General features: G+C 72.1%; 8 protein-coding genes and 1 pseudogene. 7 read left to right on the top strand and 2 right to left on the bottom strand.

Annotated elements, in window-relative coordinates; genetic code table 11:
* Both ACFP2T_RS20155 and ACFP2T_RS20150 read left to right on the top strand, forming a co-directional pair.
* Nucleotides 1-1,902, top strand: a pseudogene (locus ACFP2T_RS20155) (DUF5941 domain-containing protein); the annotation flags it as partial.
* Nucleotides 1,903-2,150: 248 nt separating this feature from the next.
* Nucleotides 2,151-4,460 (top strand): bifunctional glycosyltransferase/CDP-glycerol:glycerophosphate glycerophosphotransferase, encoded by a 2,310-nt coding sequence (locus ACFP2T_RS20150; protein ID WP_377424087.1) that lies wholly within the window; start codon nucleotides 2,151-2,153, stop codon nucleotides 4,458-4,460.
* 39 nt (nucleotides 4,461-4,499) lie between these two features.
* Here the strand turns inward: ACFP2T_RS20150 and ACFP2T_RS20145 are convergent, their stop codons facing one another.
* A complete protein-coding gene (locus tag ACFP2T_RS20145) occupies nucleotides 4,500-4,856 on the bottom strand; it encodes a winged helix-turn-helix transcriptional regulator (RefSeq protein WP_377424085.1) in 357 nt (118 codons plus the stop codon).
* Between the two features lie 124 nt (nucleotides 4,857-4,980).
* On the opposite strand from ACFP2T_RS20145, the gene ACFP2T_RS20140 reads away from it, so the two are divergent.
* Nucleotides 4,981-6,096, top strand: a complete 1,116-nt coding sequence (locus ACFP2T_RS20140) for an NAD(P)/FAD-dependent oxidoreductase (RefSeq protein WP_377424083.1) — start codon at nucleotides 4,981-4,983, stop codon at nucleotides 6,094-6,096.
* An 83-nt stretch (nucleotides 6,097-6,179) separates the two neighbouring features.
* On the opposite strand, the gene ACFP2T_RS20135 is transcribed toward ACFP2T_RS20140, so the two are convergent.
* Nucleotides 6,180-7,832 carry a glycosyltransferase family 2 protein gene (locus ACFP2T_RS20135; protein WP_377424081.1) on the bottom strand — a complete coding sequence of 551 codons (1,653 nt, stop codon included), beginning with the start codon at nucleotides 7,830-7,832 and terminating at the stop codon, nucleotides 6,180-6,182.
* A gap of 156 nt (nucleotides 7,833-7,988) precedes the next feature.
* On the opposite strand from ACFP2T_RS20135, the gene ACFP2T_RS20130 reads away from it, so the two are divergent.
* From ACFP2T_RS20130 to ACFP2T_RS20115, 4 genes are all read left to right on the top strand, one after another.
* Nucleotides 7,989-10,226 carry a glycosyltransferase family 2 protein gene (locus tag ACFP2T_RS20130; RefSeq protein WP_377424078.1) on the top strand — a complete coding sequence of 746 codons (2,238 nt, stop codon included), beginning with the start codon at nucleotides 7,989-7,991 and terminating at the stop codon, nucleotides 10,224-10,226.
* A 157-nt stretch (nucleotides 10,227-10,383) separates the two neighbouring features.
* Complete coding sequence (locus ACFP2T_RS20125; RefSeq protein ID WP_377424501.1) at nucleotides 10,384-11,697, top strand: ABC transporter ATP-binding protein; 1,314 nt, start codon at nucleotides 10,384-10,386, stop codon at nucleotides 11,695-11,697.
* A gap of 102 nt (nucleotides 11,698-11,799) precedes the next feature.
* A complete protein-coding gene (locus ACFP2T_RS20120) occupies nucleotides 11,800-12,264 on the top strand; it encodes a DUF4442 domain-containing protein (protein WP_377424076.1) in 465 nt (154 codons plus the stop codon).
* Nucleotides 12,265-12,403: 139 nt separating this feature from the next.
* The gene (locus ACFP2T_RS20115; RefSeq protein WP_377424074.1) at nucleotides 12,404-13,927 is read left to right on the top strand and encodes a multicopper oxidase family protein; all 1,524 of its coding nucleotides are present in this window, start codon (nucleotides 12,404-12,406) and stop codon (nucleotides 13,925-13,927) included.
* Nucleotides 13,928-13,994 lie beyond the last annotated feature (67 nt).

Raw genomic sequence — 13,994 nt, 5'->3', positions numbered from 1 at the left:
CGCGCCGCCGGTGCCCGGGACGTCGTACTCACCGATGACCTGGCGGAGTTGGCCGTGCTGGCCGGCAACGCGCGGGAGCCGGTGCTGCTCTGCTCCGGCGACCTGGTCGCGCACACCGCCGTACTGCGTCATCTCGGCACCAGCCCGATGCCCGGGACGGTGGCCCTGGTGCTGCCCGACCCGGACGCCGGCCCGGTCGCGGTGCTGGAGGACCGGGGCCAGGTGGTCGCCGCCGGGCCCGCCGGGGCACTCGGCGCCGCCCCCACGGGCGCCTCCGGCGGGGCGGTACGGGTCAGCGTGGCCGACCTTCCGGCCCTGGTCGCCGCGGCCCGCACCCTCGCCGAGACCGAGGCACACACCCCCGCCCACCCCGAAAGCGGCGTCGGAACCGTCGCCGTCGGGACCCCCGGCGGTACGGCGCCGGCTCTGGACCGGCTGCTCGCGGAGCTGGCCCGCCCGGACTCCGCGACCGGGCCGGGGATCACGATCTTCGCGTCCCGGGTACGCCTGCTCGTCGCCCGTCGGGTCGCCGATGCCGCCGAGCTGGCCGGCGCCGAGGCCGCGGTGGCCGCGGTCGACTCCGACCGGGCCGAACTACGGCTCTCGGTCAAGGAGAAGGACGACTTCTTCACCACGTACTTCGTCAGCACCTGGTCGCCATGGGTGACCAAGCTGAGTGCCCGGCTCCGGCTCACCCCGACCGGGGTGACCGCGATCTCGGTCGCCTTCGCGGTGGCGGCGGCGGTGCTCTTCGCGCTCGGCGGCCGTCCGGCCCTGGTGACCGGGGCGGTCCTGCTCTACCTGGGCTTCATGCTGGACTGCGTCGACGGGCAGTTGGCGCGCTACACCCGGCACTTCAGCCCCTGGGGCGGCTGGCTGGACACCATCGCCGACCGGGCCAAGGAGTACCTCGTCTACGCCGGCCTCGCGGTCGGGGTCGAGCGGGCCGGTGGCCCCGGCTGGGCGCTGGGCATCGCCGCGATCACCCTCCAGACCGTCCGGCACATGACCGACACCTGGTACGGCGCGTTGCACGACGAGGCGGCCAAGCGGCCCCGTACGGCCGGTCCGGGCGGCACGGGTGGGCTGGGCGACCGGCTCAGCCAGGCGTCGAACCGGGTGCAGGCCGACACCGGCTCGCTGACGTACTGGTTGAAACGGACCGTGGTCTTTCCGATCGGTGAACGGTGGGCCCTGATCGCGCTGACCGTGGCGATCTTCAGTCCGCTGGTCAGCCTGGTCGCCGTACTGGTCTGGGGTGGGCTCGCGGCGGCGTACACGCTGGCGCTGCGTACCCTGCGGGCCCGGTCGATGCGGGTCCCGGTGCTGACCCGGGTGGACACCATGCTGCACCGCGACGACGGGCCGGCGGCGCGCTGGCTGGCGGCGCTCGGCCGGAGCGCGGGCCTGTCCGGGCCGTTGCCGCTGGCCGTGCTCGCGGCCGGAGCCGGTGCGGCCCTGCTCGGGGCGGGCCTGTTCGGGCTCGACAGCGGGTACGCGCGCTGGGCGGTGCCGCTGGCGGTCCTGGTCGTCCTGCTCGCCGGGCTGCCGGCGGCGGCACCACACGCCGGAGCGCTGGACTGGCTGGTGCCGGCCGCGTTGCGGGCCGCCGAGTACCTGTTGGTGATCGCGGCCGGCGTACTGGTCGACGCCGACGGTGCGGTGATCTTCGCACTGCTCTTCGCGCTGGCCCTGCGGCACTACGACCTGACCGCCCGGCTGGAGAAGCGGGAGCGGGCGCCCCTGCTCCGGTCCCTCGGGCTGGGCTGGGACGGACGGCTGATCGTGCTCTCCGCCGCCGTGCTGGTCGGCCCGGCCGCCGGCCGGATCGTGATGCTGCTGCTCGCCGGGTACCTATTGGCGATTTTCGTAGTGAACGCGCTCCGTGGCTGGGTACCCAGGGACGTCCCCGGCCCACGACAGCCGACCGCTGTCGAGACCAGGACGGACGGACAGCCCGGATCCGGCGACGCACTCGCGGTCGCCGGGGCACGCGAGGGCTACGTCCCGGCCTCCGGGGAATGGGACCGGGGTGCCTCCCCGGCGGAACGGGACCGGGACGGATGACGCCGCCGCCGGGGTGATCGGCCACCCCCGACTGGCGGCGCGGGAAAGGGACGGATGACGCTGCCAGCGGGGGACCGGCGCCGATGCCGCTGATCAGCTTCGTCGTGCCGGTCTACCGGGTCCAGGGCTACCTGCGCGAGTGTCTCGACTCGATCCTCGGCCAGCCGGTACGGGACGTCGAGGTGGTCGCGGTCGACGACTGCTCGCCGGACAGCTGTGGCGAGATCATCGCCGAGTACGCCGCCCGGGACCCCCGGGTCCGGGTGGTGACCCTGGACAAGAACGTGGGGCTGGGCGAGGCCCGCAACATCGGCCTCGACCTGGCAACCGGCGACTACGTCTGGTTCCTGGACAGCGACGACTGGCTGGTCGAGGGCTGCCTGGCGGCGGTGGTCGAGCGGCTGCGCCGGGTCGAGCCGGAGGTGCTGATCGTCGACCACGTGCGGGCGTACTGGAACAACCGGACGCTCGGGAGTGGCCTGGACGAGACGATCCCGGACTCCGGTGGTGCCGTCTTCGGGCTGCGGGACCGGCCCGAGGTGATCGGGGTGCTGCACACCGCGTGGAACAAGGTGGTGCGCCGCCGGTTCCTGGTCGACCTCGGCCTGCGCTTCGGTCCCGGCTGGTACGAGGACGTCTCGTTCAGCTATCCGGCACTGCTCGCCGCGCGCCGGATCAGCGTGCTGGACGTGGTCTGCGTCAACTACCGGCAGCGGCGTTCGGGCGCCATCACCCGGACCCTGGACGACCGGCACTTCGAGGTGTTCCCGCACTGGCGGCGGGTGTTCGACCTGATGCGACGGTGGGGACCGGAGTACGACGACCTGCGGCCGATGATCTTCGAGCGGATGGTCTGGCACTACCTGATCGTGCTGGGCAACGGGCGGCGGGTGTCGCCGGAGCTGCGCAGGGCCTTCTTCGAGCAGGTGGTCGCGGACTACCGCCGCTGGCTGCCGCCGGGCGGGTACCGGATGCCGGGCGGGGTGGAGGGGGTGAAGCACCGGCTGGTGGCCGGCGGCCACTGGCGGGCGTACGTCCTGCTCCGTGCACTGCACCGGTCCCGGGGCAGCGCCCGCCGGCTCGCGCGCCGGCCGCTGCCGGGCCCGCGGTCCCGGGCCGTCCGACTGGCCGTGCCACCTTCCCGGGTCACCCGGCTGCCGCTGCCGGCTCCGCTGTCCCGGCTCGTCCGGCTGCCTCCGCCACTGTCCCGGGCCGCCCGGCTGACCCGGGCGGCGCTGCTGCGCGGCTACTACCACGCCCAGTTGCGGGCGCCGCTCGATCCGACGCTGGCCCTGTACGCCTCGTACTGGTACCGGGGCTACGCCTGCAATCCGGCGGCGATCTACGCCAAGGCGCGCGAACTGGCTCCCGGGATCCGGGGTGTGTGGGTGGTCCGGCGGGACCGGGTGTCGAGCCTGCCGGCCGGAGTGCCGTACGTGGTGGCCGGGAGCCGGCCGTACTTCCGGGCGCTGGCCCGGGCGCACTGGCTGATCAACAATGTCAACTTCCCGGATTACGTGCTGAAGCGGCGCGGCTCGGTGCATGTGCAGACCCACCACGGGACCCCGGTCAAGGTGATGGGGTTGGACCAGCAGCGCTATCCGCGTGGTGCGGTCGGGTTGAATTTTCCCGGGCTGCTGCGCCGGATCGACCGCTGGGACTACAGCATCACCGCCAACACCTTCTCCACGCAGATGTGGGAGCGGGCCTATCCGGCGGACTATCTGACCCTGGAGGCCGGCTACCCGCGCAACGACCGGCTGGTGAACGCCGGGCCGGCGGAGGTCGAGGCCGTCCGGGACCGGCTCGGCATCGCACCCGGCGACCGGGTGGTGCTGTACGCGCCGACCCACCGGGAGCACCGTCCCGGCTACTGGCCGCCGTTCGATCCGGGCGCGCTGCTCGACGTTCTCGGGCCGGCAGGCCGACTGCTGATCCGGGGCCACTATCTCGACCCGGGTGCGGTGACCACCGGAGGCGGCGGTTCCGGGACGCCGACGCACGCGAGCGCGCCGGACGTCCGGGGTCGGGTGACGGACGTGACCGGCCATCCGTCGGTAGAGGACCTCTACCTGGCCGCCGACATACTGCTCACCGACTACTCGTCCGTGATGTTCGACTACGGCACGCTGGACCGGCCGATCGTGATCTACGCCCCGGACTGGGACGACTACCGCCGGGAGCGCGGGGTCTACCTGGATGTCCTGGTCGAGGCGCCCGGGGTGGCGGCGACGAGCCTGCCGGACCTGCTCGGCCTGTTCGCCACCGGCGCCGTCGACGGCGCCGGGGCGACCGAGGCCCGCGCGCGGTTCCGGCACCGGTTCTGCGATCTGGACGATGGCCGGGCGGCGGAGCGGGTGGTCCGGCGGATCCTGCTCGACGAGCCCGGCTGACCCTGGACGCCGCTCAGGCGCCGGCCAAGGCCTGGGTGGTCAGGCTTCTTCCTCGGCGGGCAGGTGTTCGGCGGCCCACACCGAGATCTGGCGGAGCGCCGGCATCAGCGCCATGCCACGGTCGGTCAGTTGGTACGAGACCGTGACGGGGGGCCCTTCGTCGACGGTCCGGGCGACGAGCCCGTTACAGGTCAATTCCGACAGACGGTCGGAAAGTACCGAGTCACTGACCCGACCGACGGCCCGGGAGAGCTCACGGAATCCGGCCGGCCCGGAGTTCAGGCTGCCGAGTACGACGGCCGTCCAGCGCTTGCCCAGTACGGCGAAGGCCCGGGTCAGGGCGGCGTCGCTGCGTACGCAGGCCTCCGGGGCCTCCGCACTCGTCCTGGCAGCCATGTCTCCAGCCTAGCAACGGAATGTCGCTAGCATTTTCGAAGTTGCTAGTCTAAGCACTGCAACTCTGTATCTAGTGGCAACTTCTGATCTAGGTACAGCTTCTACTTTGCATACGAGGAGTCTCATGACTGAGCACATCGACTCGCGGCCCAGCGTGGTGGTCGTGGGTGGCGGATACGGCGGGATCAATGCCGCCAAGGCCCTGGACGAGGTCGCCGAGGTGACCCTGGTCGACCCGACCGAGGCGTTCACGCACAACGTGGCGGCCTGGCGGGCGCTGGTCGAGCCGGAGTGGCTGGACCGGATCTTCCTGCCGTACGACCGGCTGCTGAAGAACGGACGCTTCGTGCGGGACCGGGCGGTGGCGGTCGACGGCCGGCAGGTCACCCTGGCCTCCGGCGCGCGGCTCGAGCCGGACTACCTGATCCTGGCCACCGGCTCGTCGTACCCGTTCCCGGCGAAGATCGACGAGATCACCGTCGACACGGCGCGGGCCCGGTTCCGGGAGGCGCACTCGGCCCTGCTCGACGCCGAGCGGGTGCTGCTGGTCGGCGCCGGCCCGTCCGGCCTGGAACTGGCCGGTGAGATCAAGTCGTTCTATCCCGACAAGCACGTGACGGTCGCGGACGTCTCCCCGGACATCCTGCCCGGCCCGTTCGACCAGGAGCTCCGGGAGGAGCTGCGTCGCCAGCTCGACAAGCTCGGTGTCGAACTCAAGCTCGGCAGCCGGCTGCGGGCGCTGCCCGACGCCGCACCGGCCACCCTCGCCCCGATCTCCATCCAGACCGAGGCGGGCGAGGAGTTGACCGCCGACATCTGGTACCGGTGCTTCGGGGTCGCTCCGGCCAGCGACTACCTGGGCGCGTCGATGGCGCAGGTGCGCGACGAGCGGGGCTACCTGCGGGTCGACGGGCAACTGCGGGTCGCCGGCCAGGACCGGGTCTACGCGATCGGCGACGTCTCCGACGCGGACTACAACATGGCTGGCCGGGCCGGCGCCCAGGCGGAGGTCGTGGCGGCCAACATCAAGGCCACGATCACCGGCGACGGCGAGATCGCCGACTACCAGCCGATGCCACCGGTCATCCTCGTGCCGCTCGGGCCCGAGGGCGGCGCCGGACAGCTTCCGGGGATGGACGGCATCGCGGGCCCGGAAGTCGCCGCCGAGTACAAGGGTCGGAACATGCTGGCCGACAGGTTCGCGGTCCTGTTCGACGCCGAGCCGGCCGAGGGTCGCTGACGATCATCCGTGGTCCGATCGGTCGTACACACGTTCTATCCACAGGCTGTGGATAGAACGTGTGTACGACGGTGGACGGCGCTTCAGCCGGTGGGCGGGGGTGGTCGGCGTACCCGCTGCCGGACCCGGTCGGCGGCCAGCCCCGCGTACCGGCCGGCGACGAACCGGGTGGCGGTGGCGAGTGACCTGATGCCGCCGACCGGGATCGTCTCGACCCCGATCAGCGCCGCCCGCCGGGACCGCTTCGCGGGCCGGGTCACCAGGCGCGGCCGGGGCGCCACCCACTGGTTCTCCGGCAACAACCGCAGGTCGAGTACGCCGAAGTCGTTCCCGCTGACCCAGCGCCGGCCAGCCACCTCGGCCACCACCTCGTCGAGTTGCTCCCCGGGCCGCCGGACCCGTCGCGCCCGGGACAGCGCCGAGGTGCGCCACAGCGACATTCCGTCGTCCGGGGAGACCGCCCCGGGCGGCAGCAGCCGGACCAGTCCGACCTGCCACTCGTCGGCGACCGCCACCAGTCGCCGCACGCTGTCCGCGTCGACACCGAGGTGCGGGGCGAGTTCCAGCAGGTACGGCGACGGATATGCGGTCTCCGGAGCCCGCCCGGCCAGTTCCACCCGGGGCTCGGACCGGTAGGTGGCGGCGAGGAGCCGGCGGTCCAGCAGGGGATCGGCGAGCACCGAACGGCGGTCGTCGGACAGTTCCGTCCAGTCGGCCACCAACAACACCCGCAGGTCGGTCTGGTCGCCGGCCAGCAGCCGGTCGACACAGGTCCGGACCAGCTCGTACGGGCCCTCGGCCGGCACCACCGCGACGACCAGCGGTACGGCCCAGCAGCGGTGTGCGGCCGGCCGGAGGTAGCGGGGCTGCGGCATCAGGTCGGCCAGGAACGGGCGGTTGTACCGGCGTAGCGCCTCGCCCCTGGTCATCATGTGCGACGGACCCAGGTGCCAGCTCCGGGCCCGGGGCTCGGGCACGAACACGGCGCCCGCCTGCGCGAGCCGGTAGCCGAACTCGGTGTCCTCACCGAGCCGCAACTCGGGGTTCAGTCCGCCGGTCTCCTCGTACAGCGCCCGGGTGAGCGCGGCGGTGGCGCCCACGTGCGCCCGGAAGTTGAGATGATCCCCGGCCCGGAGCTGGTCGGTGTCGTCGATCAGCCGCTCGACGTACTCGTGGGGCTCGGTCTCCTCGAACCGGAAGAGTCGGTCGAGGGTCCCGGCGACACAGCACTGGGCGACCTGCTCCGGATCCGGCCACTCGCCGTCGGTGAAGCGCTTGTATCCCAGCGTCACCGCCTCGTCGCTGACGTGCTGCCAGCGGGCCTGCGCCGCCACGTGTTCGGGAAAGACGACCATGTCCGCGTCCAGCCAGTGCAGGATCTCACCCTCGCTGCCCAGTGCCCCGGCGTGCAGCGCGGCGGACCGTCCCCAGCCGGCGGAGTGGTCGGCCATCCGTACGACGCGGCAGTTGTCCGGCCGGATCCTCGGCAGGGTCAGGGGTGGATCGCTGCCGTCGTCGACCACCACCACTTCGAGCAGCCCCGCCGGATAGGTCTGGTGGCGCAGGGCGGCCAGGGTGAGGTCCAGGGAGCGCTGACAGTTGCGGGCCGGAACGACCAGTGAGACCGACCGGCTCGGCCGCCAGTCGTCGGGGTCGGGTGGGCGAAGTGGACTCCAGTCGTTCCGGAACAACCGGACCTGGGAACGGGCCGCCGTGGCCCGGGCGCGACTGGACACGCGGCACAGTGTAGTCAGCCGTTCGCCCAGTGCTGACGTTCCACGCGACATGCTTCCGATGTCAGATGAAATCACCGCAAGATGCGGCTACGGTAAGTACCTTCGCGATCGCGATACGTAGGCTGAGGTTCGCCCTCGGTCGATGAAGGGATCGACGTGCCAGGCAGCGTGCGCCCGGAGAGGTACCTCCGTTGGCGGGTCCGGGTCGGTGATCCGGGTGACCGGCGGCACCGACGGTGGCCGCTCGGTCTGCTCGGCTCCGGTCTGACCGAGGTGCCCGAGGAGGGACCTCAGACGGAGTTGCCCGACGGGGGACCTCTGACCGAGGTGCCCGACGGGCAGAGCGGGTCTGCCGGTGGAGCCGGAAGCCGTTCCGCGCGGGCCGGGCGTCGGCGACGGCCCGTCGGGCCATGGCACCAGGTCTTCGTCGGCCGGATGGCCGTCACCGCCCGATCGGTGGACCGGCTGCGCCGGCTGCTCGACCATCCGGTCTCGCTGGCCCGGGTACGCCGGCTCACCGTCGTGGTGGAGGACTGGCGGATTCCCCAACGCGGCTGGTCCGGGCGGCTGGGTCCGCTGCCGCACCTGCTCACCTCGCGGATCGGCACACCCCGCAGCGATCGGGGCCGGGTGGTGGTCGAGATCGAGGTCAGGTGGTCCGTTCCGCTCCGCTCGATGCTGGTCGCCGTCCTGCCGCTGCTCACTCCGATACGCCCGATGCCGACACCGGGCGGCCCGGAGGTGACCGCCCAGGACGTGTTCCCCGACTGGCTTGGCGCGGGGCCACGGCTCGCCGCGATCGCCGGTGAACTGCCCGGCAGCGACGACATCCGCCCGTACGACATCGTGCTCCGGCCCGACGACGCCCCGCCGGGCGCCGCGGGCGGGGCGGCCGGTGCTCCGTACCGGGCGGTGTTCACCGTCGACCGGCATGGTGCCGGTGCCGGTCTCCGGGCCGGCGACGGGATCGGCGTGGGCCGGACGTCGGTGCTGGTCGACCTCGAACACGCCGTACCCGTCGGGCGTTACGGACCCTTCGGCCCCGCCGCGCCCCGGGCGGAGTTGACCTTTCCCTCCGAACCGGACGGTCGGGAGTGGCGGATCGTCGGCCCGGACGGGCCGGGCCACGGCGGCCGGCTGGATCGACCGTGGCTGACCGAGGAGATCCACACGGCGCTCGCCGGGATCGGGCTGGTCGACTGCCGTGCGGTTCCGGGGCGGTACCCCGAGGCGGCGGCGACGCTGCTGCTGCACCTCGTGCTGGCCGGCGTACCGGTGCACGCGCCGGAGCTTCCGAGGGCCTGTGCCGCGCACCTGGCCGACGAGTTGGTCGAGCTGCTCGGCGGCCCGCTGCCCGACCGGCCCGGCGCGTCCCCCGACCCGCACGCGGACCTGGAATGGGAGGCACGGGCGGTACGCCAACGTCGCGCCGCGATGCGCCGGCACGGCCGCGAGTTCGTACTGCCCCGGCTGGCGGCGGGTGCCTTTCCGGGGTTCGGGCGGCTGCCCTCGGTCTCCGCGCTGCTGGTCACCCGTCGGTTGGCGTACGTCCTCGACGCGGTCGCGGCGATCGAGGCGCAGAGCTATCCCGAACTGGAGATCGTGCTCTGCCTGCACGGCGTGGGCCTGCCGGCCGACCTGCGTACCCGGCTGGCGCGCTGCACCCGGCAGTTGGAGATCGTCGAGGTGCCGGCCGGGCAGAGCTTCGGCGAGGCGGTCGGCGCGGCCACCGCCCGGGCCCGGGGCAGCCTGGTGACCAAGTTCGACGACGACGACACGTACGGGCCGGAACACGTCTGGGACCTGGTGCTCGCCCGGCACCACTCCGGCGCGACGCTGGTCGGCAAGCCGGCCGAGTTCGTCTACCTGCAAACCCTGGACACCACGGTCCGGCGGGACGCGGGAGCGCCGGAGAGCTTCGCCCCGGTGGTTGCCGGCGGCACGATGCTGATCGGCCGGGGTGACCTGGAACAGGTCGGTGGTTGGCGGCCGGTGCCCCGGTCGGTCGACCGGGGACTTCTCGACCGGGTCCGGCGGGCCGGTGGACTGATCTACCGGACCCATCCGCTCGGCTACGTCTACCAGCGACGGTCGGCCGGGCACACCTGGGATCCGGGGCTGGAGTACTTTCTCCGGGACGCGGGGGCGCAGTGGTCCGGCCTGCCCCGGCACGGCGAGTTCGGCACCGAGCCCGCCCGGGAGACCACGCCGGACTGCTCCAGCGCCGGTCCGGCCGGTCCTGTGCCGTCCAGCCGTGGCCCGGCCGGACCCGTGCTGACCCGCGCCGATCCGGCCCGGCCTCCCCGGGGCGGCGTCCCGGCCTCCACCGTTGCCGGTGACGAGGGGCCGCGGCGTCGGGGCGGCAGCACGGTCGGTCACCGTCGGCTACTCTGAGGCAAGGTAGCCCCGGCACAGAGCACGTCGCCTGTCGCAACGAGTCTGGTAACCGTTATGTCACAACGTGAACATGGCACGTTTACCCGATGGGCTTTGCTGATGATGCTCGTCACAGTCATTCCGGGGCCGGCCATTACGCTGCGGGGAGGTGACGGTGACCACCGTCGCGCTCAAAGACGTCACGAAGGTGTTCCCTGATGGGACTGTGGCTGTCGACAAGGTGAGTCTCGACGTCAACGACGGCGAGTTCATGGTGCTGCTCGGCCCCTCGGGCTGCGGAAAGTCCACGGTGCTCCGGATGGTTGCCGGCCTGGAAGATCCGACCAGCGGTGCCGTGCTGCTCGACGGCGAACTCGCCAACGACCTGCCGCCGCGCGAACGCGGTATCGCGATGGTATTCCAGGATTTCGCGTTGTATCCGCACATGTCCGTCGGGGCCAACATCGCCTTTCCGCTCCGATTGTCGGGAGTGGAGGAGGGGCCGCGCGGCGAGCGGGTGGCCGACGTGGCGAGCGCCCTGGGCATCGGTGACGTACTCGGGCGCAAGCCCAGCCAACTGTCCGGTGGTCAGCGGCAGCGGGTGGCGATGGGTCGGGCCATCGTCCGCCGCCCGGGGCTCTTCCTGATGGACGAGCCGCTGTCCAACCTGGACAGCGGACTGCGGGCGGAGCTGCGCGCGGAGATCTCCGGACTGGTCCGCGAACTCGGCGTGAGCACGGTCTACGTCACCCACGACCAGGCCGAGGCGCTGACCATGGCGGACCGGGTGGCGATCATGCGTAAGGGCGTACTCCAGGACGTCGGCACGCCGACCCAGGTCTACGGCCGCCCGGCGACGCTGTACGTCGCCGCCTTCCTGGGCAGCCCCCGGATGAACCTGCTGGAGGCGACGGTCTACGTCCACCTGGACCGGTACGTCACGCTCAACTTCGGTGAGCAGGCGCTCTACCTGCCCTGGGACGACATCCGGGCGCGTGCGGTGGCGCACTACCACGGCGAGCGGATCGTGGTCGGGATGCGCGCGGAGGCGCTGACCCCGGTGGCGCCGGACACCCCGGGCGACGTACTGCAGGGGCGGATCCGCTACCTGGAGCATCACGGACACGAGTCGCTGGCCTTCCTCGACATCGGCGCGACCGCGATCGTCGTCGACGATCTCGGGGGCCCGGTGACCGAGGAGCGCACGGCGGGCGCGGGACGGGGGCTCCGCCGGCTCGGACAGGTGATGCAGCGGCTGACCGGGCGGGCGATCAGCGGAGCGGGGCAGCCGGCATCCGAGGCCCGGGGCGGGCGTACCAGCGTGCTGAACGATCCGGGTCGGCACCACCGGCGACCGGCCGAACTGGCGGTACGGCTCGCCCCGTACCCGGCCGTGACCACGGGGCATCCGATGGCGGTCTCGGTACGGATGGACGCGGTGCACTTCTTCGACGAGCGCGGGGACCGGATCGACGTGGGATGGCGGTGAGCACCGGTGTCGGTCCGGCGGCTCGGCGACGCATCCCGGGGGGAGTCCGCTGAGGCCCGACCGGCCTTGCCGGAGCAAGTTACCAACGAGTAGCGTACGGCCATGTCTCCCGACGTGCGGCAGATCGCCGCTGGCCTGCTCGGCTCGGTACCGTTCGCCCGGACCCTCGGCTTCGAACTCGTCGAGGTGACCCCGGACGAGACCGGTGGGGTACGCGCCGTCGTCCGGCTGCCCGACTCGCCCCCGGCGCACAACCATGTCGGCGGTCCGCATGCCGGCGCGCTGTTCACACTCGGCGAGACCGCCTCCGGGGCGGTCGTACTCGGCACGTTCGGTCAGCTCTTCGACCGTGCGGTGCCGCTGGCGGCGCAGGCCGAGATCCGCTACCGGCGACTGGCGATGGGTGCGGTGCGGGCGACCGCCCGGCTGGGTCGCCCGGCCGGCGAGGTGGTCGCCGAGTTCGAGGCCGGCAGCCGGCCGGAGTTCCCGGTGTCGGTCGAGATCGGCACCGAGGACGGCGAGGTGACCACCGAGATGACGGTGTGCTGGACGCTGAAGCGACGGTAGTCGAGGCTCTTCCCGGCGACCCCGGGGCCGGGTACGGGTTCCCCTGAACCGCCCCTGAGTTCCGCCGCCCGGCATGGACGCGCCCCCGATAAGAAGGCAGCCTACATGTAGCTGTCGGAGCTATCGGGGAGGTGCCGGAATGGCGGGCGAGGGATCGCGGCGCTGGAAGAGAGTGCTGGTCGGAGTGCTGTCCGTGGTGCTGCTGCTCTGCGGGGCCGGCGTCGCGTTGGGCACCTGGGCGTGGACCGGCACCGTCGTCGACACCACCGGAAAGGTCGACTTCGTCAACCGGCTCGCCGTGCCACCACTGGCCGAGTCCAGGATCGACGCCCAGGGACGGCGGGTCTTCGACCTGCGCGCGCAGACCGGCGAGCGCGACCTCGGCCAGGGCGGCCGGACCCGTACCTGGGGTTACAACGGCGACTACCTGGGCCCGACGCTGCGGGCGAAGCGCGGCGAAGAGGTGCTGGTGAACGTGGTCAACGGGCTCGACCGACCGACCAGCGTGCACTGGCACGGCATGCACCTGCCGGCGGTGATGGACGGCGGCCCGCACCAGATGGTCCGGCCGGGCGCGACCTGGTCCCCGCACTGGACCGTCAACCAGCCGGCCGCCACCCTCTGGTACCACCCGCACCCGCACGGCGAGACCGAGGAGCACGTCTACCGGGGACTGGCCGGAATGTTCATCCTGGACGACGAGCCGGCGTCGGCGCTGGCGCTACCCCGGCGGTACGGTGTCGACGACATCCCGGTGATCGTCCAGGACCGCGGGTTCGACTCCAACGGGCAGTTCGACGACGGACACAGCCTGCTCGGCGGCGTCGGCATCCTCGGCGACACGCTGCTGGTCAACGGCACCGTCGGGCCGTACCTCGACGTCACTACGGAACGGATCCGGCTGCGGCTGCTCAACGGCTCCAACGCCCGGTCGTACGACTTCGGGTTCGCCGACGGCCGTGGGTTCGCGCTCATCGGCACGGACGGCGGGCTGCTCGCCAGCCCGCACCAGACCGGCCGGATCCGGCTCTCTCCCGGGGAGCGGGCCGAGATCGTGGTGACGATGCGGCCGGCCGAGCGGGTCGTGCTGCGCAGCTTCCCGCCGAACGTGGGCGACGACCTCTTCGGCAGGTTCAGCGGCGGGGACGACTCGTTCGACGTGCTGGAACTGCGGGCCGCCGGAAGCCTCGCACCGGCGCCCGAGGTGCCGTCCCGGCTCGTCCCGATCGACCGACTGGACCCGGCGACGGCCGCCACCACCCGCCGGTTCCAACTTTCCGACCGGAAGATCAACGGCAAGGCGATGGATCCGGAACGGATCGACTTCGCGGTCACCCGGGACACCACCGAGATCTGGGAAATCACCAAACAGGACGGTACGCCGCACAGCCTGCACGTCCACGACGTGCAGTTCCAGGTGCTCTCGGTGGACGGTCGGGAACCGCCACCCGAGCTGCGGGGCTGGAAGGACACCGTGCTGGTGACGCTGAACCGCCCGATCCAGATCATCGCCCGGTTCGCCGACTACGCCGACCCGAACATCCCGTACATGTTCCACTGCCACCTGCTCTACCACGAGGACCAGGGCATGATGGGCCAGTTCGTAGTAGTCAACCCCGGCCAGTCCCCCGGTCGCCCCCCGTCCCATGGGCACCACGGTTAAGAAGGGGGTTAAGAAGGGGCCCTTCTTCTACAGAGAACGATAAGAAGGGGCCCTTCCTTACAGCCCG

The organism is Plantactinospora solaniradicis, assembly GCF_042658085.1.
Taxonomy (GTDB): Bacteria; Actinomycetota; Actinomycetes; order Mycobacteriales; family Micromonosporaceae; genus Plantactinospora; species Plantactinospora solaniradicis.
Note: the sequence above shows the minus strand (reverse complement) of the source record. Positions and strands in the feature narration are given on the sequence as shown.

Excerpts from the sequence above, each read along its gene's own strand:
- ACFP2T_RS20150 (WP_377424087.1), top strand. The coding sequence starts at position 2,151 with ATGCCGCTGATCAGCTTCGTCGTGCCGGTCTACCGGGTCCAGGGCTAC.
- ACFP2T_RS20115 (WP_377424074.1), top strand. The coding sequence starts at position 12,404 with ATGGCGGGCGAGGGATCGCGGCGCTGGAAGAGAGTGCTGGTCGGAGTG.
- ACFP2T_RS20145 (WP_377424085.1), bottom strand. The coding sequence starts at position 4,856 with ATGGCTGCCAGGACGAGTGCGGAGGCCCCGGAGGCCTGCGTACGCAGC.
- ACFP2T_RS20140 (WP_377424083.1), top strand. The coding sequence starts at position 4,981 with ATGACTGAGCACATCGACTCGCGGCCCAGCGTGGTGGTCGTGGGTGGC.
- ACFP2T_RS20120 (WP_377424076.1), top strand. The coding sequence starts at position 11,800 with ATGTCTCCCGACGTGCGGCAGATCGCCGCTGGCCTGCTCGGCTCGGTA.